Here is a 23,413-nt window from a genome sequence, read left to right on the forward strand (position 1 = left end):
CCCGGACGCGGCCAGGACCGCCCCGGGTCGTCAGGCCCCCGACGTTTCCGACAGCGGCACGGGGTAGCCGCGTTCGGAGGCGCGGGACTTCGCGATCCGGTCGAGCATGCGGGTCGCGTGGCTCGCCGCTTCCTCGAGCAGGGCCGTATCGTCGGGCGGCTGTTCCAACTGCGTCGCCGCATCGGCACCCTTCGCGACGAAGACGAGGAGGGCGACCACCTCCTGCAGGTCCGCCTTCGGCAGGCGCGCGGCGATGGCGGCCACCGTCATCTCGAGGACGTGCAGGCGGGTCTGGAGATCGCCCCCGGACTCGTCTGGGGGGATGAGGTGCTCGCCGGGGTTCATATCCCTCGTGTTCCGGGTCACTGGCGTGATGACGCTACCGATAGCGAGCGACGGTCCGCAAGGGACGGCGCGGCGGTGGCGCGCCGGTCGCGTCAGCCCTCGGTGGCGGCCGTCGCCTCCTGCAGGCGCGACGCGGCGCGGGGCAGGATACGGCGCAGGAAGAAGCGGGACGCCTCGGCGAAGCCGGGCTCGAGGGCGGCGGCGCGGGCGAGCCAGGCGCCGCCGAGGATCCAGCCCGCGGCGTCGAGGAGCGGGACCGCACCTTCCCCCGGGTCAGGGGAGGTGGAAACGGTCTCCGCCGCGCGCGCCAGAGCCGCGGACGGGCCGGCGAGGAGCGGATCGGCGGCGGCGGCTTCCTCGGCCAGCGCGCGGAAGGCCGGCAGCAGCTTCGGCAGTTTCCGGGCGGCGAGGTCCATCGCCTGGATGCCGTTCGTGCCCTCGTAGATCGCGGCGATGCGGGAATCGCGCCAGATCTGGGCCGCGCCGGAGTCTTCCACGTAGCCCGCGCCGCCGTGGACCTGCACGCCGATGGACGCGACCTCGATGCCGCGGTCCGTGCACCAGGCCTTGACGATCGGCGTCAGCAGCGCGGCGCGGTCGGCGTCGCCGCGATCCAGCGCGACGGCGCAGTCCAGGGCGAGGAAGCGGGCGGCGAGCGTGACCGCACGCATTTCCGATAGCATCCGCGCGACGTCGGCGTGGCGGGCGATGGCGGCGCCGCCCTGGATGCGCGTTTCGGCATAGGCTTCGGCGAGGTCGAGGGCGCGCGCGGCCTGGCCGACGCCTTCGACGCCGACGGCGAGGCGGGCGTTGTTCATCATGGCGAACATCGCGGGCAGGCCGCGATGGGGTTCGCCGATGAGCTCGGCCTCCGCTTCCTCGAACAGCATGGTGCAGGTGGGCGCGGCGTGGATGCCGGGCTTGCGCTCGATCCCGCCGCAGCGGACGCCGTTGTGGCGGCCATCCCGCAGCATCTTCGGCACCGCGAAGAGCGAGATGCCGCGCGAGCCCGGCGGCGCGTCGGGCAGGCGCGCGAGGACAAGGTGCAGCGTGTTCGGCGTGAGATCGTGCTCGCCGAAGGAGATGTAGATCTTCTGGCCACTCACCCGGAAGCCGCCGTTTCCGTCCGGCACGGCCTTGGTCCGCAGCGTCGAGAGGTCGGAGCCGGATTGCGGCTCGGTCAGGCACATCGTGCCGTTCCACTCGGCGGAGACGAGCGGCGGCAGGTATCGCGCGGCCTGATCCGGCGTCGCGTGCTTCGCGAGCAGCTCGATCGCGCCGGCCGACAGGATCGGCAGCAGCATGAAGGCCATGTCGGCGGAGGAAGCGCGTTCCAGCACCGCGACCCAGAGCGCCTGCGGCAGGCCCTGGCCGCCGTGTTCCGCCGGCGCCGGGAGGGACTGCCAGCCGCCCTCGCGCCAGGCCTGCCTTCGCCGCGTAGTGCGGGGCGGTGCGGACGCGGCCGTTCTCGAGGACGCAGCCGTGGCGGTCGGCCTCGGCGCGGCCGGGGAGAGTACCTCCTCCGCCATCCGCGACGCCTCGGCCACGATCGCCGCCACGTCCTCGGTCCCAAGGGCGCCGCCGGTCAGCGCGGGCAGGTCGTGCAGGCGGGTCAGGGCGAAGGTCAGCGCGTCCGCGTGGGACAGAGGGGAAGAATGGGTGGTGGATGCGGCGTGTGGGGCGTCAAGCATGGGCGGCCTCCTCCGTCAGTCCGGGGACCGGGTTCTCGCGCCCGGCCGCCCACCCCGGGAGGTGTGGCATCAGCGCCCGGTTCGTCAACGCCGCCGCGACGCCTTGCCCAAGCACCGCGCCGAACTTGAAGCCGTGGCCGGAGAAGCCGGACATGACGACGCAACGATCGGAGAGCGGTTCGACGACGAACTCCTCCCGGTCCTCCACGTCGTAGTAGCAGGCGCCGGCCTTGAGCACGCGGTAGGCGCCGAAGTCGCGCAGGCGCGGCGCGGCGAGGGCGAGGATGGCGTCGCGTTCCTCGGCGGACGCGTCCCGCGGCTGGTCCGGGTCGCCGGAGCGGGAGAAGCGGTGGTCGCCGATCTTGAGCGCGGTCCCGGCGACGGGCGGGACGGCGTAGAAGCCGCCGGCCACCGACAGGTCCAGCAGCATCGGGGCTTGCGCCCAGGCGTCGCGGAGCGAGGCGGGCGGGTCGAGATAGACGACGATCTGGCGCGACGCGACGACCCGGCCGGACAGGGCCGGAAGGAGGCGCGGCGCCCATGGGCCGGCAGCGAGGACCAGCGCGTCGCCCTCCAGCGCCGTGCCATCGGAGAGCGCCAGGCGGGCGCGGGCCGGGTCGGCGTCGCGCGCGGCGGCGCGGACGAACGTGACCCCACGCGCCGTCAGATACCGGTGCAGCGCGGCGACGATGCGCCGGGCGAGCAGGACGCCGCCCCCGGGCGCCGCGAAGGCCGTCGAGAGGCCGTCCGGGACGAGCCAGGGGTGGCGCACGGCGGCTTCGGCCGGGGTCAGGTCCCACCCCTCCCGCCCTGCGTCGCGGTAGTCGGCCCGGCTCGCCTCGATCCAGGACCGATCTTCACCCGCCAGGGCCAGGACGCCGGTTCGGACGTAGGGCCGCTCGCCCACCGCGTCGAAGACCTGGTCCCAGGCGCGATAGGCGTCGTCCACCATGCGGGCGTAGAGGCGCTGGGTGCCGTAGGCGTGGCGGATCAGCCGGTGGTCGTCCACCGAGGCGCCGCGGGGGTTCGGGACCTCGTCCTGCTCGACGACCGTGACGCGCCAGCCCGCGCGGTCCAGTGCGAAGGCCGTGGACAGCCCCATGATGCCGGCGCCGAGGATGAGGGCGTGCTGCATGCCCGCAATCTGCCCCACGCTGCCCGACCGGGCCAGGGTGGTTGCCGGGGGAGGGCCCCCGGCGCATGTTCCGGCCGACCGATCGGAACGCCCCCATGTCCAAGATGCGCCTCGAAGGCTCCTTCGTCGCCCTCATCACGCCGTTCAACGCGGACGGCTCCGTCGATTTCGGTGCGTTCCGGACGCTGCTGGACTGGCACGCCGCCAACGGCACCTCCGCGGTCCTCATCATGGGCTCGACCGGCGAGGTCTCGCTGCTCACGCCGGAGGAACGGCGCGCGATCGTGGAACGGACGGCGGCGATGAAGGACGGCCGCATGCGGCTGTTCTACGGCTGCACGGGCAACAGCACGGACACCACCATCGCCTACCTGCGGCACGCCAGGGCGAACGGCGCGGACGGCGCGATCCTCGCGGCGCCGGCCTACATCTGCGCGCCGGAGGATGACATCGAGGCGTTCTTCCGCGAATGCGCCGATGCGGTGGACCTGCCGATCGGCATCTACAACAACCCGCCGCGCGTGAAGTCCGACCTGCACTGGGACCACCTGCTGCGCCTCATGCGCCACCCCAACATCGTCGTGCTGAAGGAAAGCACGACGCGCGTCGGGCAGGTGGCGCAGGTGCTTGCGGCGAACCCGGACTGCGCGGTGATGTGCTGCGATTCCCCTAACCTCGGGCTGGTCGTGCCGACCATGTCGCTCGGCGGGCACGGGACGGCGAACATGACGGGCAACCTGGACCCGGCGGGGATCGCCGCGCTGTCGAAGCCCTGGACCGACCCGGCACAGAGCATCGTCTTCCGCGAGACATACCTGCGCCTGCTGCCGTTGCTGCACTTCACCTATTCCGCCATCAACCCGGTCGCAGTGAAGTCGCTGATGAAGGCCGTCGGCCTGCCGGCGGGCGACCTGCGGCGGCCCCTGCGGGGGCTGGACGCGGCGCACCTGGCGCGCGGGGTGGAGATCGTGCGGCGCCTGGGGCTGGACGCGCGCTACGGCTGGCGCCTCTTGCCCGAGGTGCCGCGGCTCGCGGCGGAGTAGGGCGCGGGCCGGGGATGTGCCCCGGCCCGATCCTGTTCAGCGGGGCTTCCGCGTCGCCGGCTTCTTCGCCGGCGTTCCGCGCGCCGCCGTCCGCGGCCGGGCAGGCGCAGCGAGCTTCCGCGGACTGGGCTTGGCCGCCGCGCGCTTCGCGGGCGCCGTCTTCCGCGCGGGGGCGGATGCTGCCTTGCGCTTTGACGCCGGGCGTGGGGCGGGCTTGCGCGTCGCGGCCGTTTTCCGGGCCGGCGCCGCACCGGATGCCTTGCTGGGCTTCGAACGCGACGCGGCCGGCAGGGTCTTCGCGGCAGCCGTGCGGCGTGCCGGGGCGGCGCCGCCCGTCGCCGGCTTTTGGGCCGGCGACCGCCGGGCTGCCGCCCCCGTCGCCTTCGGACGCGCCGCCGCGGTCCGGCCAGCCGATGCCTTTGCACCCGCCACGCGCTTGGTCCGGGCCTTTCGGGCCGGAGCCGGCTTGGCGCGGGGGCCGCGGTGGTGCCCGACGAAGCCTCCGCGCCGGCCTTCCGAAGGGCCGGCGCCGCCCGCGTGCGGGACGGCGCCTTCGCGCGACCGGCGGGCGGCTTCCGCTGGGCCGTGGCGCGGGACGGCGTGACCGCCTTTCGCGCGGCGCGTCGCTTCGGCTTCGCTTCGCCCCGCGCCTTCAGCGGGTCGTGGCCCCAGTTCATGAGTGAATACCGCCAGCGCGAATGCTCCGCGTCGTCTTCCGGCCCGCCCTGCGCCATGTGGCGATGGACGTAGCCCACCACCTTCCGCATGTGCGCGACGTCGTCCTCCGACGGTTCCCCGCCACCGGCCTCGAGCAGCCGGACGATGTGGCCGCCCATCTCGTGCCCGACGGATTCCGTCTCTCCTTCACGCACCCAGCCGACGGACCGGCTCTCCTCCGTGCCGAGATGGGCGCGGAGTTCATCGGGCGTCATGTTCGCGGCGGCGCGGAAGTCCCGCACCACCGCGTCGCGGTCCTCCGTCCCGCTCACGCGCGGGGACCCTTGCGGGCTGGGGCGCGCTTCGTGGGCGTGCTCGCGCGGCTGGCCGCGGCGCGGCGCGCGGGCGCCTTGCGGGTCGCGACGGAACGCTTCGCAGCCGGGCGCTTCGTGGCGGCGGGGCGCTTCACCGCGGGCTTGCGCTGCGTCGTTGTGCTCCGCTTCGCCGGGGCCCGTGTCGCGGCCTTCGTCGTCCGGGCGGCAGGCTTGCGAGCGGTGGTCGCGCGCTTCGCGGCCGTCGTCCGCCTGGTCGGGACCTTGGCGGATGGCGTCTTCCGCACGGGGGCCTTCCGCGCCGTCGTCTTTCGCACGGGCGCGCTGCGGGGCGTGGCGGTCCGCTTCGTCGCGGGGCTGCGCCGCGTAGCCGCCGCCTTCGCGGGCTGGCCCCTCGCGCCGGCGGCTGCCCGCTTCGGGGCGGCCGTGGTGCGCTTCGCCGCCGCACCCTTCCGCGCCGTTGCGGCCTTGCGCGCGACGTCGCGCGGCTGCGCCGAGAACTGGCGGCCCTTCGCCGTGTCGCTCCGCTTCTTCGCGGTGGTGCGGGCGTATTCGTCGTCCGACAGATCTTCCCGCGCCTTCTTCGGCAGGTAGCGCTCGCCGCTATCCTTGCTCTTGCGGCCGGACTTCGTTCCCCAGTCCTCCTTCTCCCACTGCCGGAGGTGGTTGTCCTCGGTCTTGCGGCCTTCGTAGCCGCCGCCGGCCTTCTTGTATTCCTGCACGGCGAGCTGCGCCTTGCGCGCGGACCATTCGCCGGCGTCGCCACCCTTCTTGCCCTTCGTGACGCGAGCCTTCACGCGGTCCCACAGCTTCGGGTCGGTCTTCTTCGCGGTCGCGGCCATGATGCGGCAGTCCCTTCTTCGCGTTCGCGCGACAACGCGGCGTGCGACGCGGGGGTTGCGAGTTGCATCACGTCACCGACGGTCGGGCGCGACGGCGCGTTCAGCCGCGGCGCAGCGTGACCTCGCCGGTGATCGTGCCGCCGCGCGGGAGGCGGGTCATGTCGCCGTATCCGGCGAAGGCGCGGCGGTTGATCACGTCGGGCACGTGGCTCACCGGCTCCACGCAGAGGATGCCCGCGGCGCCCGGCGCGAAGAGTTGCAGGTTGCGCGCCCAGGCGCCGCCCGCTTGCAGCACGTATCCCGCGTCGCCGAGCGTCATGTGCGCCGTGCCGTCCCATCCGACGTAGTGCGTGTCCCGGCCGGAAATCGCCTCCTCCGCGCCGTCCACGCCGTCCGACGGCTCGACCGCGACGGGCAGGTTGCGGGTGTCCCGCGACACCGCGCCGGTCGCGCGGAAGGACAGGCGCGTGCCCTCCGGCCGGGTGAAGAAGGGGTGCCAGCCCGTGCCGAAGGGCGTCCCGTCCTCGCCGTCGTTCGTGACATCCAGTCGGAGCGTCACGTCGTCGCCGAGCGTCACGGTCAGCCGTGCGGCGTAGCGGTAGGGCTGTCCGTGAGCTGCGTAGCGCTGGTGCAGGACGGCGCGCGCCGCCGAGACGTCGCCGACGTCCCACGCTGCCTCGCGGCCCAGGCCGTGCAGCGCCGTGCCCTCGACGGGGCGGTTGATCGGGAAGCGGTGCTCGCCACCCGGATAGGGCAGCCGTCCCTCATCCAGCCGGTTCGTCCAGGGCAGCATGAGGAAGGCACCGGCCCAGGTTGCGTTGGGATCGGCGCCGTCGGGCAACGGCACGAGCACGTCCCGCCCGTCGCAGGTCAGGCGTGCCATGGCGGCGCCCCGGTCCGGCAGGATCCCTGCCGTCCAGCCGCCGCCTGAAAGCCGCACCACCGCTATTCGAGGGAGAAGGCATCGCGCGGCGACGGCGCGCCGCGCGTGTAGTCCATCGCGGTATAGGCGCCACCCTGGTAGCGCTCGGTCACCACGTTGCCGCTGACCTTGCCCGCGACCTTGTCGCGCCAGGCCTCCGCCGTGTCCTGCGGCTGCCAGCCGATGCGGTCGCGATGGTCCTCGCCCCAATAGGTCTTCGGGTTGGCCGAGGCGCCCCAGACCACGGCGTGGCCGACGCGCCCGGCCTCCGTCCGCAGCAGGCAGGCCATCATCCGCGCGAGGTCGGCATAGGACAGCCAGGTCGAGAGCATGCGTTCATCCACCGGTTCCGGGAAGCAGGAGCCGATGCGGACGTTCAGGTTCTCCACCCCGTGCTTGTCCCAATAGAGGCGGCCCATCAGTTCGCCATAGGCCTTCGACAGGCCGTAGAAGCCGTCCGGGCGGAAGGCGCAGTCGAAGTCCAGCAATTCGTTGTTGCCGGTGGGACGCGTGTGGAAGCCGATGGAGTGGTTGGAGGAGGCGAACATCACCCGCGCGCCTTCGCGCCGTGCGGCTTCATAGACGTGGAACAGGCCGCGGAGGTTCGGGCCCGCCACGACCTCCCAGGGATATTCGCTGGAGATGCCGCCGTAGTGCAGGATGTGGCTGCACCCCTCGGCCAGGCGCAGCAGGGTCACGCCGTCCGACAGGTCGGCCTTCGTGAAGGCCGCACGCTCCGGCATCGGGTCGGGGAAGGGCGCGATGTCCGTCAGGCGGACCGTCCAGCCCTCCTTCGTCAATTCCCGCGCGAGCATGCGGCCCAGGTTGCCGGAGGCGCCGGTGATGAGGACGGGGCGTGACGGGTCGGGCAAGGCGGGCGTCTCCGGTATGGTTGGGGCGATGGTGCCGCGCCGGACGCCCCGCGTCAGCCCCCGCACCCTGGACGCGCCCGCCTCCCGCGCCATGATGCGGGACATGACCCTAGAGACCATCGAAGCCGCGGCGCGGCGCCTCCAGGCCGGCGAGACGACGGCCCTCGCCCTGGCAGAGGAGGCCCTGGGGCGGATTACCGATCCTGCCGGTGAGGGCTCCCGCGCCTTCCTGGCCGTGCAGGCGGAAGCGGCGCGGGCCACCGCGGGCGCGATGGACGTGCTGCGCCGCGCAGGCCGCGCGCCGAGTCGCTATGCGGGCATCCCGATCAGCGTGAAGGACCTGTTCGACCAGGCGGGCGTGGTGACGACGGCCGGTTCCGTCGCGCTGCGCGACGCCGCGCCCGCGACGCGGACGGCGCCGGCGATCGCGCGGCTGGAACGTGCGGGCTTCGTCGTGCTGGGGCGCACGAACATGGTGGAATTCGCCTTCTCCGGCACCGGCTTCAACCCGCACCACGGCACGCCGCGGGCGCCGTGGGACCGCGTGACGGGGCGGCTGCCGGGCGGGTCGTCCTCCGGCGCAGCGGTCGCGGTCGCGGACGGGATGGGGTTCGGCTCCATCGGGTCGGACACCGGCGGGTCCTGCCGCGTGCCCGCCGCGCATTGCGCGATCGCCGGCTACAAGCCGACGGCACGGCGCGTACCGACGGACGGGGCCTTCCCGCTGTCGCAGACGCTCGACAGCATCGGGCCGCTGGCGCCCACGACCGCCTGCTGCGCGACGCTCGACGCGGCAATGGCGGGGGAGGAGGACCTGGCGCCGCCGCCCGCCATCCCCGTCGCCGGGCTGCGGCTCGGAATCCCCTCGGCCACCTACCTGTTCGACGGCGTGCAGCAGGAGGTGATCGCCGCCTTCGACCTGGCCCTGCGCCGCCTGGAAGCGGCGGGCGCGCGCCTGTTGGACGTGGCAATGCCGGAGGTCGCGCAGATCCCCGCCGCCAATGCCCGCGGCACCTTCGCCGCGTCCGAGGCCTGGGCGATCCACCGCGACCTGATCGCCCGCAAGCGCGGGGAGTACGACCCGCTCGTCCTCTCCCGCATCGAGGCCGGCGCGGCGATGACCGCCGCCGACCTGATCGCGCTGCGAACGGAACGCGCGCGGATCATCGCGGCAGCGGACGCGCATACCGCGCCGTTCGACGCGATCATCGCACCGACGACGCCGCTGGTCCCCCCGCGCATCTCCGAGATCGCGGAGGCATCGGAGTTCGGGCGCATCAACCTGCTGCTGCTGCGGAACACGGCGGTCGGCAACTTCCTCGACCGCTGCTCGATCTCGCTGCCCTGCCACATGCCCGGCGATCCGCCGGTCGGGCTGATGCTGATCGGGGAGACGATGGGCGACCGCCGCCTCCTCGCGATCGCGCGGGGGGTGAGGAGGCGCTCCGGGCCTGACTCATCCTTCGCCGCCGCGCCGCGTTGTCGCGCCCGGTCTTGCGGGACGACGGCGAGAGGAGGCTTGGGCGATGCGGAACGCGACGTGGTGGCTGGCGGCCTGCGCCGCCGCGATCCTGACGATGCCCGACGCAGATGCGACGAACACCGACCGGAATGAGCGGGAGCAACGCGCCGGTACCGGCGACGACACCTCCGGCCGCCCCCAACGCGGCGCGGCCTCCTTCTACCATCGCAGCCTGCACGGGCAGGAGATGGCGAACGGGGAGCCCTTCGACGTCCGTTCCAATTCGGCGGCCAGCCGCACGCTCCCGCTCGGCACTACCGCGCGGGTGACGAACCTGGAGAACGGCCGCTCCACGACCGTCGAGGTCGAGGACCGCGGCCCTTATGCGCGCGGCCGCATCCTCGACGTCAGCCCGCGCACCGCGCGGGAACTCGGGATGACGCGCGACGGTACGGCGCGGGTCGAGGTCGCGCCGATCGAGGTCCCGCAGCGCGACGGCAGCACCCGCCCCGGCGCCGGCGCGCGCTGGTGCTGGAGGAGGCGGCCTGGTCCCCCCTGCCGGACTCGAACCGACACGCCCCTACGGGCAAGCGATTTTAAGTCGCCTGCGTCTACCATTCCGCCAAGGGGGGCGCGCCTATTTGCCCTCCCGCGCGATGCGACGGCAATGCTCCAGCGCGGCCTCGATGAGGTTGTCGCTCGCTTCCGGCGTGCGGAAGGCGGAATGGGCGGACAGCGTCGCGTCCTCCACCGTCGCGATGGAGGCGCCGGCGGGCAGGGGTTCCGTGCCGTACACGTCCAGTGCGACGCGGATGCGCCCGGCGCGGGCGGCGGCTTCCATCGCCGCCTCGTCCACCACCGCGCCGCGGGCCGTGTTCACGAGGATCGCGCCGGGCTTCATGCGGGCGATGCGGTCGGTGGAGAGGAAGCCGCGTGTTTCGTCGTTCAGCAGCAGGTGGACGGAGACGACGTCGGACTGCGACAGCAGGTCATCCAGTTCCACGAAGTCCACCCCTGGCGCCTCGCGTGGTGAGCGGTTCCAGGCGATGACGCGCATCCCCGCGCCGTTGCACAGCCGCGCCATCTCCGCGCCGATGCCGCCGTAGCCGATGAGGCCGACGGTCTTGCCCGTCAGCTCCACGCCGTCGGTCCGCAGCCACTGCCCACCGCGGATGCCGCGATCCATGCGGCAGAGCCCCTTCGCCGCGGCCCACATCAGGGCGAAGGCCATCTCCGCCACCGCGGTGTCGCCGTAGCCCTTGATGATGTGGACGGCGACGCCGCATTCCGCCGCCAGCTCCTCCGGGTTCATGTAGGACCGCGCGCCGGTGCCGAGGAAGACGACGTGCTTCAGCGACGGGACCTGCTTCGCGATCGCGGTCGGCAAGGCGGTGTGGTCGATGATCGCGATCCCATGCCCCGCCAGGACGCCGGGCAACGCGTCGGGACGGATGTCGGGCTGGCGGTTCACCGTAACCGGCACGTCGGACGGCCGCCGGAGCCGCTCCATCACCGCGGCCAGGCCGTCCCCGGCATCCACGAAGCACGCGCGCACGGCATTCTCCCCCTTCGGCTCCGCTTCGGAACCGGCGGGACAGTAGCCGCGGGCGCCGGGGGGCGTTAGGGGGCGGGGATGGGCCTGAAACTTCGCCTCGACCTCGGGCTGGGGAACCAGCCGCTGAAACTGGCGGCGCTGATCATCGCCGTCTGGCTGGTGCTGTCCTTCGTCGTGTTCCACGACAGCCTGACGGGGCCGTGGGACGCGGCGACGCGGGACATGCTGGTGCTGATCGCCGTGCCGCCGGTGGTGGTGCTGTGCTTCGCAGGGGTGCTGCGGGTGCTCGGGAACGGGCGGGGCTAGGTCCGTCGGGCGGGGCAGGGCCAACCGCCGATCGGGATGATCTCCGGGGCCTCCGGCGAGAGCGGCGCGCCGTGCCAGTCACCCATCCACGATTCCGCGACGAGGCCGGCGGCCTCGATGGCATCCGCCACCTCTGCCCGTGCCGGAAAGGCGATGCGGGACGCGGAACGCAACGTCCGGCCGTCGGCCACGACCTTGTAGAAGCTCTCATAGGTCACGACGCCCGTCGCCGGGTCCTGCGACACGTCGTTCCAGGCCCGCACCGCGCCGAAGACCGGATGGTGGAGGACCCGCAGGTCGTCCGGCGTCCAGCGGCGCCAGGCCTCGAGGTCCGGGTTCCGCGTGTCGAAGGCGAAGACGCCGTCCGGCGCCAGATGCGCCGCGATCGTCCGCAGCACGGCGCTTCGATCCTCCCGTGTCAGGAAGACCTGGAAGGCGTGGCCCGTCAGGACGACCAGGTCGAAGGGCCGCTCCAGCCGCACCGTCCGCGCGTCGCCCTGCACCCATGCCACCCGATCGCCGCCGGGACGCCGGCGCGCGATGTCGAGCATCGGCCCGGCCGGATCCACGCCGCAGACCGTCAGGCCTTCCCCCCCCGCGAGGGTCGCGGCGAAGAGCCCCGTGCCGCAGCCGAGGTCCAGCACCCTCGCCCGTCCCCGCGCGAGCCTGCGACAGACGTCCAGGCTGGGACGCCACTGGTTGTCGAGGTCGTAGAAGGACGCGAGGTCGGGGTCGGCGTAGAGCCGGTCCTCCTCGTCCTTCGGGGTCCGCGCGCCGCTCACCGCGGCCAGCACCACATCAACTCGTGCTTGTTGTGCGCCCCGTGGAACAGCATCCCGCCCTCGATCGCGCCGAAGGCCGCGGCGGTGTCGTGGTCCGTCCCGCCCTGGAACTTCACGGTCACCACGATGTTCCGCGCCGCCCCCGCCTCCATCCAGCGCCGCACCAGCCCGAGCAGCCGCGCGGGGTAGCAGATGACGTCGGAGAACAACCAATCCACCGGCTCCGGCGTCAGGCCGAAGGCGCTTTCCTGCCGGACGGAGACGCCGGGCATGGCGGCGATGCGCGGCTCGATCTCCGCCTTGTCCACCGCCGTCACGCGCGCCCCCAGCCGGGCCAGCGCCCAGGTCCAGCCGCCGGGGGAGGCGCCGAGGTCCAGGCAAGTCTCGCCCGGTCCGGGCCAGCGCCCCAGGCGGGTCAGGGCTTCCCACAGTTTCAGGTAGGCGCGGCTCGGCGGCCCCTCGCGGTCCTCGACGAAGGCGACAGCGCCGTTGGCGAAGGGGCTGGTCTTCGTCGGGCTCGCGAGCATCCGTTCCGGCGAGAGCAGCGTCCAGGTGCCGAGGTGGGAGGTCGGCCCCGGCGTCGGGAAGGCCAGCGGCTTCGGCCGCAGCGGCGGCAGCGCGTCGCGGATCAGCGCGGCGCGGCGGTGGTGCGAGACGTCGAGCAGCGCCCAGTTGCGCTGGATCGCGCGCAGCGCGTCGGCGGCCGCCTTGATGGAGGGCACGGCGATCTCCCGCGGCGCGTCCCAGGCCTCCAGCGCCCAGGGCACCGCGTTGACCGCATCCGGCACCGGGTCGGGCGAGAGCGCGAGCGGTCCGTGCCATCCCGACACGCCTCGCCCTGCACGTTGCAGGTCCTCGGCGAGTTCGGCCTCGAAGCCGGGGGCGGAGAGGTAGGCCGCCCGGATCATGCGCCGGGCGAGGGGCGGCGCGTCAGCGCGGCGACCGCCAGCAGCAGCCAGCCGAGCATCAGCAGCGTCCCGCCCACCGGCGCGACCGGCCCGGGCGAGACCCCGCGCAGCGCGACGAACAACACCCCGCCGCAGAACAGGACCGTGCCGAGCAGGAAGCAGGCGCCTGCCGCCACCAGAAGCCGCCCGCCCCAGCGCTCCGCCAGGATGCCGGTCAGGATGAGCGCGAGCGCGTGCCAGCCGCCCTGCGTCAGCGCTGTCCCGGCCAGCCGCGCGGCCTCCGGCGACAGCCCGTGCGCGGCATAGGCGGAGAGCGCGACGGACAGCAGGCCCAGCAGGGCCCCGGCGGCGATGAAGGCGCGTGGCATGCGCCCCCCTCTAGGCCCTCGGGGCCCGCTCGGGGAGGGCCGCTATCGGCGGCCGGCGCGTCAGGACGACGGCGTGGGGACCTGGCCCTTTCCGGACGCCCGGTCCCGCGCGCCGTTCCGCTTCAGCCGTCCTGGTCCGGCTCCGGCCCGCCATCGCCGGCCGCACGCACGCCGTGCGAGCGCTGCCCGCCCTTGCGTCCGGCCTGCGCCGCGAGGTCCCGGTCCTGCGAGAAGGACCGGCTTTCCGCCGGCACGCTCTGCCCACCCTTGCGGCCCGCTGTCGCGGCGAGCGTGGGGTCGCGCGAGAAGGACCGGCTCTCCGGCGGCACGCTCTGGCCGCCTTTTCGCCCCGCCGCCGCGGCGCGTGCGGGGTCCGCGGCGAAGTTGCCGCGGTTGACGCGTTTCGCCGACGCTCCGCCCGCGGCGTGCCGCGCATGGCCCGCGGAAGAAGAGGTGGACATATCGCTCATGGGCACCTCGAAGCCTTGATCCGTCCCTCAACGCAGGAACGGTCTTCGGGTGGGCATCGTTTCCCGCGTCATTTGCGAAGCGCGGGCGATACGGACGCGACATGAACGCGGTTGCGGAAGGTAAGTTCCCCCGGGCACATCGCGGCCACGAACATGCGAGAGACCGTGATGACTCCCGAACAGATCGAGCTCGTCAAACGGAGCTTCGCGAAGGTCGTGCCGATCAAGGAGACCGCGGCCGCGCTCTTCTACGGCCGCCTCTTCGAAGTGGACCCTGCGCTCCGCGCGCTGTTCCGCGACACGGACATGGTGGAGCAGGGCCGGAAACTCATGGCGACGCTCGGCTTCGTCGTGATGAACCTCGGCCACCCCGGATCGGTCGTCCCGGCCGCGCAGGGCCTGGCCCGACGCCACGTCGGCTACGGCGTGCGGGAGGAACACTATGCCACGGTCGGCGCGGCCCTGATCTGGACCCTGCGGCAGGGCCTGGGCGAGGCCTTCACCCCCGCGGTCGAAGACGCCTGGACCGCCGCCTACGCCATGCTGTCCGGCGCGATGATCGAGGCCGCACGCGAGGTCGGGGTGCAGGCCGCCTGACGCGCGCTCAGCGCGTCGCGACGGCGACCGCGGCGCCGGCCATCACGACGCCGGTGCCGCGGTTCACGCGCCGCATCGCACGGGGCGACGTGATGAGGCGCCGCGCCCGCGCCGCCGCGACCGTATAGGCCGCGAGCACCGCGGACAGGATCACCGCGATCATCGCCGCCAGTTCCGCGAAGCCGAGCGGCGTGAGGGCGCCGAGGTCCACGACCGTCGGCAGCAGCGCCAGGAAGAACACGATGACCTTCGGGTTGCCGAGCGTGACCGCGAGTCCCGTCAGGAACAGCCGCGCGGGACCCTCCGCAACCGGCGCCGCGACGTCGGACGGCGCCTGGGCCGGCGCGGTCCAGAGGCGCCAGGCGAGGTACAGCAGGTAGGCGGCGCCGGCATACTTGATGACCTGGAACAGGATGGCGAAGGTGCTGGCCAACACGGCGAGCCCCGTCGCGGCGACGGCGAACCAGATCAGGTCGCCGGCGACGAACCCCGCGATGAAGGCGGCACTTCCGCCCCGCCCCCGCGCGAGGACGCGGGCGACGACCGCCGCGATTCCCGGCCCGGGCGAGGCGGTGGCGACGAGGTAGGCCCCGGCGAAGACCAGGAGTCCGGCGATGTCCATCGGGATCGCTCCGCGCTCGATGCCGCCACGCTCCCGCGGCGCGGGCGGGGCGTCAAACGCGCCGGCGGCGGATCAGCCCCGCAGCATCTGCCGGAACACGGGGACCGCAGCCGCGAGGTCGTCCAACGCGACGCCCTCGGCCGGCGTATGCGCCTCCGCGATGTCGCCGGGGCCGAGGATGATGCACGGGGCAATGGCGTTCAGGCGCGTGGCGTCGGTGCCGAAGGGCGCGGTCGTCGCCTCCCGCCCCGTCGCGGCGACGGCCGCGCGGACCATCGGATGGTCCGCTTCGACCTCCGGCGGCGTGCCGTCGCGCACGACCTCCAGCGCCAGGCCCGCACGGTCCGCGGCCGCGCGCACCGCGTCCACGATCGGCTCCGGATCCAGCGCGCGCGAGAAGCGGAACTTCACCCGCGCCGTCGCGCGCCCGACCGTGACGTTGATCGCGGTGCCGTGGTTGTCGAGCACGAGGTTGAAGTCGGCGAAGGGCGGGTCGTAGGCGGCGTCCTGCAGCGACGGCTCGCTCCGCAGCCGCGCCTGGATCGCCTGCAACTCCACCAGGAACGGGATCAGCGCCCAGTTCGCGTTGACGCCGCGACCCGTCGAGGAATGCGCCTGCACCCCCGTCGCGACCGCGGCGAAGTTGATCGCCGCGCGGTGGCCGCGCACCGGCACCAGCCGCGTCGGTTCCGCCACCACGATCCCGCGCAGCCCCGCGCGGCGGGCGAGCTCCGACCGTTCCGCGAGGAGCGTCGCGCCCTGCTTCGTCGTCTCCTCGTCCGTCGTGATCAGCAGGGTCGCCGGCACGTCGGCGGGCAGCCCGGCGGCCGCGACGACGCAGGCGGCGACGGGACCCTTCATGTCCGTCGAACCCAGGCCGTGCAGGCGCCCGTTCGCGTCCACTGCCCCGGACCACGGGTCGTCCTGCCAGCCCGTCGCGGGCACCGTGTCCATATGGCCGGACAGCGCGATCCCGCCGGGCCCTCCCCGATGCGCGACGAGGACGCGCTTCGGCACGCCCGCGGCGTCCGCGTAGTCCAGCCGCTCGACCTCGAAGCCCGCCAGCTCCGCCTCGATCCGGGCGGCGACCGGCAGGTTGGACAGGCTGGATCGGCTGTCCAGGCGGACGAGGTCGGCGGCGAGCGTCGCCACCCTATCGCGGTCGGTCATGCCCCCGTATCCCTTGGCAGAACGCCGCCAGCAAGGAGCGCCCGTGGCCGACTACCTCGATCCCCGATCCGGCCGGACCTACCCGCTCGCGCAGCCCCGCTGGCGCGGCGAGGACGGCGCGCCGCTTCTGCTGACCGACCTGCCGGGGATCGGCCCGGACGATATCGAGCGCGAACAGCCTGGCCTCTGGCGCTACCGCGCCGCGCTGCCCTTCCAGCCCGCGCGCCCCATCACGATGGGGGAGGGCCGGACGCCGCTGGTGATGCGGCGCCTGCATGGGCTGGATGCGCTGCTGAAATGCGAATGGCTGATGCCCACGGGGTCCTTCAAGGACCGCGGCGCGACGGTGATGCTGTCCCTGCTGCGCGACCAGGGGATCGGCGCGGTGCTGGAGGATTCGTCGGGCAACGGGGGCGCCGCGATCTCCACCTATGCCGCGGCGGGCGGGATGCGCGCCCGCATCCTCGTCCCGGAATCCACGTCACCCGCGAAGACCGTGCAGTCCCGTGCCGCCGGGGCGGAGATCGTGCTGGTGCCCGGCACGCGCCAGGACACCTCCGACGAGGCCGTGCGCCAAGGGGCAATGTATGGCAACGACCCCTCGTCCGGCTTCTTCTACGCCAGCCACAACTGGCACCCGTTCTTCCTGCACGGCACGAAGACCCTGGCCTACGAGATCTGGGAGGATCTGGGCTTCCGCGCGCCGGACGCCGTGGTGATCCCGACCGGCGCCGGCTCCAACGTCCTGGGCTGCGACATCGGCTTTTCCGAATTGCTGCGGGCGGGCCGGATCGCGCGCCTGCCGCGCCTCTACGCCGCGCAGCCTGCGAACTGCGGCCCGATCGCGCGCGACGTGCTGGGCCTGCCGCCCGAGCCGCCCAAGCCCACGATCGCGGAGGGCACGGCCATCGCGCGGCCCATCCGCCCCGCCGAGGTCGCGGGTGCCATCCGCCGATCCGGCGGCAGCGCCGTGCTGGTGGAGGAGGCGGCGATCGCGGAAGCCGCCCTCTTCCTCGCGCGCCAGGGCATCTACGTGGAGCCGACCTGCGCGCAGGCCGTTGCCGCGCTCGGCCAGCTTTCGGAAGCCGGGGCCATCCAGCCGGGCGAGGCCGTCGTCGTCGTCCTGACCGGGACCGGCCTGAAGGCGACCCCGCGCTACGCCGACTTGCTCGGCGTGCCCGCCTGACCGCGGCAGGCAGGGGCGGACCCCGGATGGACGCCCCCGGGGCCCTGCCGCATAACGCCCCGGTGTCCGAGGCCCCTCCCGTCCGTATCGCGCCCTCGCTCCTCGCCGCCGATTTCACCCGGCTGGGGGAGGAGGTGCGCGCCGTCGCCGCCGCCGGCGCGGACTGGCTGCACCTCGACATCATGGACGGTCATTTCGTTCCCAACATCTCCTTCGGCCCCGGGCTGGTGAAGGCGCTGCGTGGGCAGGCCCGCATCCCCTTCGACGTCCACCTGATGATCGCCCCCGCCGACCCCTACCTCGCGGCGTTCCGGGAGGCCGGGGCGGACGTCATCTCCCTCCATCCGGAGGCCGGGCCGCACCTGCACCGTTCCCTGCAGACCATCCGGGCGCTGGGGGCGAAGGCCGGGGTGGTGCTGAACCCCGCGACGCCGCTCGATGCCGTCGCGCACGTCCTGGACCTCGTGGACCTCATCCTCGTCATGACCGTAAATCCCGGCTTCGGTGGGCAGTCCTTCCTCGAATCCGGCCTCCCGAAGATCAGCGCCCTGCGGCGGATGATCACGGAGAGCGGCCGCGACATCGCCCTCCAGGTCGATGGCGGCGTCACCGCGGCGACGGCCCCGCTCTGCGTGGCGGCGGGGGCGGACGTGCTCGTCGCCGGCACTGCCGTCTTCGGCGCGCGGGACTACGCCGCGGCGATCCGGTCCCTGCGCGGCGACCCCCTGCGCGGCGAGGCGGCCGGCCAGGTGGCGGCATGAGCGGCGGCGGGTTCTTCCGGGGCGTCCGGCAGAAGGTCTCGGGCCTCAAGCCCGTGCGCGTGCCTGAGGCACCGTCGCGCGCCTTCCGCGACCTCTGGCCTGGCGATGCCGCGCGCGGCCAGCGTATCCTGAAGGGCGAACTGGAATGCGGCGGCAGCGCACGCCCCATCCCCGAGGGCGCCACGGGCTACGGCCCCTCCAACGGTTCCCCGGCCTGGCGCGCGGCCCTGCACGGCTTCACCTGGCTGCGCGACCTCCGCGCCCTCGGCACCGATGCCGCGCGGATGCGGGCCCGCGACATCGTGGCGGACTGGCTGTCCCGCGGCTCCACGGATCCTGTGTCCGAGGTGCCGGAGGTCGCGGGTGCCCGCATCTCCGCCTGGCTCGGCCACTGGGACTTCGTCGCCGCGACCGCCGAGGACGCGCTGCGCAAGGCCATGATGGCGCGCCTGGCGGCCGATCTGCGCGCCCTCGTGGTCGGGCTGCCGTCGGAGGCGCGCCACCGCGGCGCGCTCGTCGCCCTGAAGGGCGCGCTGGCGGCGGGCGTCGCGGTCGAGGAAGAGGCCTGGATCACCCGCTGCATCCGCTTCCTGCCGCAGGAGATCGAGCGTCAGATCCTGCCGGACGGCTCCCACGTCGAACGCTCCCCGATCGCGCTGCTGCTGGCGATCCAGGACCTGATCGAGATCCGCAACCTGCTGCACGGCGCGGAGATCGAAGCCCCGCCGGCGCTTGCCCTGGCGCTCGACCGCGCGGCGCCGGCGCTGCGGCTGTTCCGCCACGGCGATGGCGGCCTTGCCGCCTTCAACGGGACGCGGGAGGAGGCGGCGAGCCTCCTCGACCTCGTCCTCACCCAGGCCCAGGCGCGGGGACGGGCGCCGCTGATCCTGCCCGAAGGCGGCTTCCAGCGCCTCCAGGCCGGGCGGACCCTCGTCATCGCGGATTGCGGCAAGCCGCCGGAGCGGGGAGGGGCGGCCATCGCCGGCCTGTCGCGGGGCGCCGACCGGGTGCACCACGCCGGCACCCTGTCCTTCGAGATGTCGGTCGGCCGCGACCGCCTGATCGTGAACTGCGGCGCCGCCCCGGCCGCGGAGGGCGCGTGGCGCGACGCGATGCGCGCGACCGCCGCCCATTCGACGCTGATCCTGTCCGAGACCAACTCCTCCGAACTCACCGAGGACGGGTTGGGTCGTCGCCCCGACCGGGTCGAAGCCGAGCGGCACGAAGCCGGCGGCGCGCAATGGCTGGAAGCCTTCCACGACGGCTACAAGCGGGGCTTCGGCACGATCCATCGCCGCCGCCTCTACCTCGCGGAGTCCGGGGACGACCTGCGCGGCGAAGACCTCGTGGAGGGCGAGAACACGCCGGGCTTCATCGTCCGCTTCCACCTCCACCCCGGCGTCGCGGCGAGCGTGCAGGAGGACGGGTCCTCCGTCCTGCTCCGGCTGCCCTCCGGCGCGGGCTGGCGCCTGCGCGCCGGCGGCGGCCGCGTGGGCGTGGAGGAGAGCGTCCAGTTGTTCGGGGAGCCGCGGCGCACGCAGCAGGTCGTCGTGACGGCCGATGCGGGCACGCAGAAAATCCAGTGGGCGATCGGACGGGTCGCCCCGGCGGAGGGCTGACGGTCCCGCGCGACCGGCGCGTCCCGACCGGCCACACCGTTCCGGATCGCGCCGCGGCGCTGGTCCCGCTGCCGGTCCCCCTGACGGTTCCCCCGGTGGCTCGGGGCGACATCATCTGACGAGGCGATACGCGTCCCCGTGAAGGTCCTCTTCGTCGTCAACGTGGATTTCTCCCTCCGCCACTTCGTGCTGCCGCTGATGCGCGCGGCGCGGGAGCGGGGGCATGAGGTGATCGGCGCCTGCGCCGAGGGGCCGCTGCTGGACATTCCGCGCTCCGAAGGTTTCCGGGTCGTCGCCATGCCCTTCGTGCGCGGCCTGTCGCCGGCGGCGAACTGGCGCGCATTGCGGGAACTGCAGGCGCTGATCCGGGCGGAGAAGCCCGACCTCGTGCACGGCCACATGCCGATCTCCGGCCTGCTGGCGCGCATCGCGGCGCGGCGGGAAGGCGTGCCGCGGGTCGCCTATACCTGCCACGGCTTCCTCTTCAACCAGCCCGGACCGATGTGGCGGCGCGGCCTGTCGCTCGCGCTGGAACGGCTGGGTGGCAGGCTGACCGACGTGTTCATCACGGTGAGCGAGGAGGAGGCGCGGGACGCCCGCCGCCTCGGCATCCACCGGGAGGCCGTCGCGGTGCTGAACGGGCGCGATCCCGACCGCTTCCGCCCGGACCCGGAGGCGCGGGCCGCGATCCGCGCCGAACTCGGCGCGGCGGAGGGCGACTGCGTCGTCACCGCCGTGTCCCGCCTGGTGCGCCACAAGGGCCATCCGGAATTGCTGCGCGCCATGGAGTCAGTCCCCGGCGCGATCCTCTGGGTGGTCGGCGAACGCCTGGCCTCCGACCACGGGGAGGACCTGGAACCCGCCTTCGCCCGCGCCGCGGAGGTGCTGGGGCCCCGCCTGAAGCGCCTGGGCTACCGCCACGACGTGGGACGCATCCTCGCGGCGAGCGACATCTTCTGCCTGCCGTCCCATTTCGAGGGGCTGCCGATGTCGGTCATCGAGGCGATGCTGACCGGCCTGCCCGTCGTTGCGACCGACATCTCCGGCCCGCGCGAGATGGTGGCGGACGGGGAGACCGGCCTCATCGTCCCGCCGATGACCGTCGAGCCCCTGGCGCGGGCGTTGAACCGCTTGGCGGAGGATCCGGCGCTGCGCGTGCGGATGGGGGCGGCGGGCCGCGCCCGGGCCATGGATCGCTACGACGAGCGCGGGCAGATGGCGCGCACGATGACGCTGCTCGGGCTCTGAGGTCGGCCAAAGCGAGCCGACGCGGCGGGCGGGACGGGCGCGCGGGGCGTGGCCCGAGGACGGCGCTCGACCCCGCGCCGGGCCCCGGCGCCGTCCCGCGCCACGAGCCGCAGGGCTCCGCCCCGTCGTGCCCGCGGCCGTACCCAGCGCGTCGAGCGCCCCGCCTCGCCCTATCCGAGCGCCCAGAGAAGGAGGAGGGCGATCGCGACCCAGAGCCCGCCGGAGAGGAGAAGCACGATCCCGGCGGCGAGGCCGCGTGGCAAGCGGTCCTTCCGGGCCCGTCCTCCGGCCCGTACCCCGCGGAGCAAGCTGGGGACCCCGAGGGTCCGGACCGACGGATCCTCCTGCTTCGTCGCCACCTTCGGCGTGTAGGTCACGGGCTATGCCCTCCGACGCGACATCGTGACGCTCCGGTCTTCGGATGGGGTGCACCCCTCGGCGCTGCTACGCGGCCGATCTCCGGCAGGACGCGCCTGCCCTGCGCCCGGGGCGCCGGCCGACTCCCAGGTCTTCTCCCGTGCGGGCCTTCGCGGATCATCCGCACGCCGCATCGACGGTGCGCGGGGGCTGGATCCCGGGCGACGGGCCTCGTGGGCGCATGCGTCGGGGTGATGGACGGCGCGGGGCATACCGCCTCGCCGCCGGGTGGGGCCGCTCCGGAAGCGGCGATGCATCGGATCTCCTCCTCATGGGCTTCGGGCGCGCGGGGGGGCAGGGCTGCCTCCCCATCTTCGAACCTCGCATACCTCGCCGCCCGAATACACGTTAAAGTTGTGTGCGGTTCCGTAACCTGGGGCGGAACAGCGCCCTTCGCCCCTCCTGGCCGGGTCGTTGCTCGAAGCCGGCCCGCTCCCGGCCGCGATCCCCGTCGCCGCCGGCAAGGCAAACCGCGGGCCGATGCCGGCAGGAGCGCCGGATGACGGCGTCGCCGTGGCCACCGGGACCCGCGGGGGGCGGGAGATCCTTCGCAGGGCGGCCTCGGTGGCGGTGCGGCGCGCGGCCGCTTGATCTAGGCTGCGCGGGCCATGGCCACCCACGTCACCAACCTCCACCTCGTCTCCGACAGCACGGGGGAGACGCTGAACTCGGTAGCCCGCGCCACTCTCGCGCGGTTCGAGGCGCCGAACGTCATCCAGCACCGCTGGTTCCTCGTCCGCTCCCGGTTCCAATTGGAGCAGGTGCTGGAGGGGATCCAGGCCGAGCCGGGGCCGGTGCTCTTCACCCTCGCAGACCGGTCGCTCCGGCACTCCATCGAGGAGTTCGCCGGGCGCCTGGGCGTTACCTGCATGTCCGTCCTCGACCCCGTCCTCGACCTGCTGCAGCGCGAGATCGGGATGACGGCGAAGGAGAAGCGGGCCGCGCAGCACGTGCTGGATGCCGACTACTTCCGCCGGATCGATGCGATGCACTACGTCCTGGCACATGACGACGGCCAGGGCACGGCCGGGATCGCGGAAGCCGATGTCTGCATGGTCGGCGTGTCGCGCAGCAGCAAGACCCCGACCTGCTTCTACTTGGCGAACCGTGGGATCAAGGCGGCGAACGTGCCGATCGTGCCGGGTGCCGCCCTGCCGCCGGAACTCGACGTGCCGCCCTGCCCCGTCATCGGCCTGACGATCGAGGCCGGCTCCCTGATCGAAATTCGCCGTCACCGCCTGAAGCTCATCGGCGCCGGCGGCGTGCGGCAGGACACGACGGACTACGTGGACCTGGAATCCGTGAAGGCCGAGGTCCTCGCCGCGCGACGCCTGTGCACCCAGCGCGGCTGGCCCGTGATCGACGTGACGCGCCGCAGCATCGAGGAGACGGCGGCGACCGTGCTGCAGCTGATGGAAGCCTGGCACGCCCGCGCCCGCGGCGGGGCCCCCGCGGCGTGATGCCGCTGCAATCGGATGTCCCGACGCTGATCCTGGCGAGTGCCTCCGCCGCTCGCCGCGCGGTGCTGGACGGGGCAGGGCTGCGCTTCGAAGCCCTGTCCGCTGCGGTGGACGAGGCCGCGTTAAAGGAATCCGCCCGCGCCGAAGGCCTGACCGCCGGCGAGGCGGCGACGCTGCTGGCCGAGGCGAAGGCCCGCCGCATCGCCTCCCGTCGGCCGGAGGCGCTGATCCTCGGCTGCGACCAGATCCTCGTGCTCGGCGAGACCTGGTTCGACAAGCCCGTCGGGATGGAGGGCGCGCGTGCCCACCTGACCGCGCTGCGGGGGCGCACGCATACCCTCGCGACGGCCGTCGTCGCCTGGCGCGGCGGGCAGCGCATCTGGGGCCACGTCGCGGAACCGCGGCTGACGATGCGCGACGTCACCGACGCCTTCCTCGACGCGTATCTGGCCGTGGAGGGAGAGGCGGTGCTGTCCTCCGTCGGCGCCTATCGCCTCGAGGGCCCGGGCGTGCAGCTCTTCTCGCGCGTCGAGGGCGAGCACGCCGCGATCCTCGGCCTGCCGCTGCTGCCGCTGCTGGAGTTCCTGCGCGGCCACGGCGTGCTGCTCCGCTAGCGCCGGCCCACGGGTTGCCGCCCCGGCCA

Annotated in this window: 24 protein-coding genes, 1 tRNA gene and 1 pseudogene; 11 read left to right on the forward strand and 15 right to left on the reverse strand. The window is 73.6% G+C overall.

Features of this window, described 5'->3' with window-relative positions; all coding sequences use genetic code 11:
• Positions 1–30: 30 nt before the first annotated feature.
• From ACE7GA_RS09695 to ACE7GA_RS09705, 3 genes are all read right to left on the reverse strand, one after another.
• Positions 31–345, reverse strand: coding sequence for a hypothetical protein (locus ACE7GA_RS09695; RefSeq protein ID WP_376098879.1), 315 nt, complete (start codon positions 343–345; stop codon positions 31–33).
• 92 nt (positions 346–437) lie between these two features.
• On the reverse strand, positions 438–2,036 hold the full coding sequence (locus ACE7GA_RS09700; RefSeq protein WP_376098881.1) for an acyl-CoA dehydrogenase family protein: 1,599 nt from the start codon (positions 2,034–2,036) through the stop codon (positions 438–440).
• On the reverse strand, positions 2,029–3,171 hold the full coding sequence (locus tag ACE7GA_RS09705; RefSeq protein WP_376098883.1) for an FAD-dependent oxidoreductase: 1,143 nt from the start codon (positions 3,169–3,171) through the stop codon (positions 2,029–2,031). The genes ACE7GA_RS09700 and ACE7GA_RS09705 overlap by 8 nt, the downstream gene beginning before the upstream one ends.
• A 95-nt stretch (positions 3,172–3,266) precedes the next feature.
• On the opposite strand from ACE7GA_RS09705, the gene ACE7GA_RS09710 reads away from it, so the two are divergent.
• Positions 3,267–4,214 carry a 4-hydroxy-tetrahydrodipicolinate synthase family protein gene (locus tag ACE7GA_RS09710; RefSeq protein ID WP_376098885.1) on the forward strand — a complete coding sequence of 316 codons (948 nt, stop codon included), beginning with the start codon at positions 3,267–3,269 and terminating at the stop codon, positions 4,212–4,214.
• Here ACE7GA_RS09710 and ACE7GA_RS09715 read toward each other — a convergent pair.
• From ACE7GA_RS09715 to ACE7GA_RS09730, 4 genes are all read right to left on the reverse strand, one after another.
• Positions 4,166–5,146, reverse strand: a complete 981-nt coding sequence (locus tag ACE7GA_RS09715; protein ID WP_376100195.1) for a DUF3140 domain-containing protein — start codon at positions 5,144–5,146, stop codon at positions 4,166–4,168. The two genes, ACE7GA_RS09710 and ACE7GA_RS09715, sit on opposite strands and share 49 nt — an antisense overlap.
• A gap of 53 nt (positions 5,147–5,199) precedes the next feature.
• Positions 5,200–6,045 (reverse strand): hypothetical protein, encoded by an 846-nt coding sequence (locus ACE7GA_RS09720; RefSeq protein ID WP_376098887.1) that lies wholly within the window; start codon positions 6,043–6,045, stop codon positions 5,200–5,202.
• A gap of 100 nt (positions 6,046–6,145) precedes the next feature.
• Positions 6,146–6,985 (reverse strand): aldose epimerase, encoded by an 840-nt coding sequence (locus ACE7GA_RS09725; RefSeq protein ID WP_376098889.1) that lies wholly within the window; start codon positions 6,983–6,985, stop codon positions 6,146–6,148.
• A gap of 5 nt (positions 6,986–6,990) precedes the next feature.
• Positions 6,991–7,944 carry an NAD-dependent epimerase/dehydratase family protein gene (locus ACE7GA_RS09730; protein ID WP_376098891.1) on the reverse strand — a complete coding sequence of 318 codons (954 nt, stop codon included), beginning with the start codon at positions 7,942–7,944 and terminating at the stop codon, positions 6,991–6,993.
• On the opposite strand from ACE7GA_RS09730, the gene ACE7GA_RS09735 reads away from it, so the two are divergent.
• Positions 7,943–9,454 (forward strand): amidase, encoded by a 1,512-nt coding sequence (locus ACE7GA_RS09735; protein WP_376098893.1) that lies wholly within the window; start codon positions 7,943–7,945, stop codon positions 9,452–9,454. The two genes, ACE7GA_RS09730 and ACE7GA_RS09735, sit on opposite strands and share 2 nt — an antisense overlap.
• Positions 9,417–9,779: pseudogene (locus ACE7GA_RS09740) on the forward strand (septal ring lytic transglycosylase RlpA family protein); the annotation flags it as partial. The gene ACE7GA_RS09735 and the pseudogene ACE7GA_RS09740, both read left to right, overlap by 38 nt.
• A 68-nt stretch (positions 9,780–9,847) precedes the next feature.
• Here the strand turns inward: ACE7GA_RS09740 and ACE7GA_RS09745 are convergent.
• Positions 9,848–9,933 (reverse strand) — tRNA-Leu (locus tag ACE7GA_RS09745).
• Positions 9,934–9,938: 5 nt separating this feature from the next.
• Entirely contained in the window at positions 9,939–10,856 is a 918-nt protein-coding gene (locus tag ACE7GA_RS09750; RefSeq protein WP_376098895.1) for an NAD(P)-dependent oxidoreductase, read from the reverse strand.
• Positions 10,857–10,934: 78 nt separating this feature from the next.
• Between ACE7GA_RS09750 and ACE7GA_RS09755 the strand changes: the two genes are divergently transcribed.
• A complete protein-coding gene (locus ACE7GA_RS09755; protein WP_376098897.1) occupies positions 10,935–11,162 on the forward strand; it encodes a hypothetical protein in 228 nt (75 codons plus the stop codon).
• Here the strand turns inward: ACE7GA_RS09755 and ACE7GA_RS09760 are convergent.
• From ACE7GA_RS09760 to ACE7GA_RS09775, 4 genes are all read right to left on the reverse strand, one after another.
• Positions 11,159–11,956 carry a class I SAM-dependent methyltransferase gene (locus ACE7GA_RS09760; RefSeq protein ID WP_376098899.1) on the reverse strand — a complete coding sequence of 266 codons (798 nt, stop codon included), beginning with the start codon at positions 11,954–11,956 and terminating at the stop codon, positions 11,159–11,161. The two genes, ACE7GA_RS09755 and ACE7GA_RS09760, sit on opposite strands and share 4 nt — an antisense overlap.
• Positions 11,941–12,852 (reverse strand): SAM-dependent methyltransferase, encoded by a 912-nt coding sequence (locus ACE7GA_RS09765; protein WP_376098901.1) that lies wholly within the window; start codon positions 12,850–12,852, stop codon positions 11,941–11,943. Before ACE7GA_RS09765 ends, ACE7GA_RS09760 begins: the two co-directional genes overlap by 16 nt.
• Positions 12,849–13,220: a DUF423 domain-containing protein gene (locus tag ACE7GA_RS09770; protein ID WP_376098903.1), complete on the reverse strand. Its 372-nt coding sequence runs from the start codon at positions 13,218–13,220 to the stop codon at positions 12,849–12,851. Before ACE7GA_RS09770 ends, ACE7GA_RS09765 begins: the two co-directional genes overlap by 4 nt.
• 122 nt (positions 13,221–13,342) lie before the next feature.
• Positions 13,343–13,690, reverse strand: a complete 348-nt coding sequence (locus tag ACE7GA_RS09775) for a general stress protein (RefSeq protein ID WP_376098905.1) — start codon at positions 13,688–13,690, stop codon at positions 13,343–13,345.
• A 168-nt stretch (positions 13,691–13,858) separates the two neighbouring features.
• Here ACE7GA_RS09775 and ACE7GA_RS09780 point away from each other — a divergent pair, with 168 nt between their 5' ends.
• Positions 13,859–14,287: a globin family protein gene (locus ACE7GA_RS09780; protein ID WP_376098907.1), complete on the forward strand. Its 429-nt coding sequence runs from the start codon at positions 13,859–13,861 to the stop codon at positions 14,285–14,287.
• A 7-nt stretch (positions 14,288–14,294) separates the two neighbouring features.
• On the opposite strand, the gene ACE7GA_RS09785 is transcribed toward ACE7GA_RS09780, so the two are convergent.
• Both ACE7GA_RS09785 and ACE7GA_RS09790 read right to left on the reverse strand, forming a co-directional pair.
• Positions 14,295–14,909 carry a LysE family translocator gene (locus ACE7GA_RS09785; protein ID WP_376098909.1) on the reverse strand — a complete coding sequence of 205 codons (615 nt, stop codon included), beginning with the start codon at positions 14,907–14,909 and terminating at the stop codon, positions 14,295–14,297.
• A 72-nt stretch (positions 14,910–14,981) separates the two neighbouring features.
• On the reverse strand, positions 14,982–16,079 hold the full coding sequence (locus tag ACE7GA_RS09790; RefSeq protein ID WP_376098911.1) for a M20/M25/M40 family metallo-hydrolase: 1,098 nt from the start codon (positions 16,077–16,079) through the stop codon (positions 14,982–14,984).
• A gap of 43 nt (positions 16,080–16,122) precedes the next feature.
• Here ACE7GA_RS09790 and ACE7GA_RS09795 point away from each other — a divergent pair, with 43 nt between their 5' ends.
• The 6 genes from ACE7GA_RS09795 (at position 16,123) to ACE7GA_RS09820 (ending at position 23,384) form a co-directional block, all read left to right on the forward strand.
• Positions 16,123–17,265, forward strand: coding sequence for a pyridoxal-phosphate dependent enzyme (locus ACE7GA_RS09795; RefSeq protein WP_376098913.1), 1,143 nt, complete (start codon positions 16,123–16,125; stop codon positions 17,263–17,265).
• A 26-nt stretch (positions 17,266–17,291) separates the two neighbouring features.
• Positions 17,292–18,026 carry a ribulose-phosphate 3-epimerase gene (rpe, locus tag ACE7GA_RS09800; protein WP_376098915.1) on the forward strand — a complete coding sequence of 245 codons (735 nt, stop codon included), beginning with the start codon at positions 17,292–17,294 and terminating at the stop codon, positions 18,024–18,026.
• Entirely contained in the window at positions 18,023–19,645 is a 1,623-nt protein-coding gene (locus ACE7GA_RS09805; RefSeq protein WP_376098918.1) for a heparinase II/III family protein, read from the forward strand. Before rpe ends, ACE7GA_RS09805 begins: the two co-directional genes overlap by 4 nt.
• Positions 19,646–19,783: 138 nt before the next feature.
• The gene (locus ACE7GA_RS09810) at positions 19,784–20,893 is read left to right on the forward strand and encodes a glycosyltransferase family 4 protein (protein ID WP_376098920.1); all 1,110 of its coding nucleotides are present in this window, start codon (positions 19,784–19,786) and stop codon (positions 20,891–20,893) included.
• 1,025 nt (positions 20,894–21,918) lie between these two features.
• Positions 21,919–22,770 carry a pyruvate, water dikinase regulatory protein gene (locus ACE7GA_RS09815; protein ID WP_376098922.1) on the forward strand — a complete coding sequence of 284 codons (852 nt, stop codon included), beginning with the start codon at positions 21,919–21,921 and terminating at the stop codon, positions 22,768–22,770.
• The gene (locus tag ACE7GA_RS09820; RefSeq protein WP_376098924.1) at positions 22,770–23,384 is read left to right on the forward strand and encodes a Maf family protein; all 615 of its coding nucleotides are present in this window, start codon (positions 22,770–22,772) and stop codon (positions 23,382–23,384) included. Before ACE7GA_RS09815 ends, ACE7GA_RS09820 begins: the two co-directional genes overlap by 1 nt.
• The last annotated feature ends 29 nt before the right edge of the window (positions 23,385–23,413 follow it).

It is taken from the genome of Roseomonas sp. CCTCC AB2023176, from assembly GCF_042259275.1.
Taxonomy (GTDB): domain Bacteria; phylum Pseudomonadota; class Alphaproteobacteria; order Acetobacterales; family Acetobacteraceae; genus Roseomonas.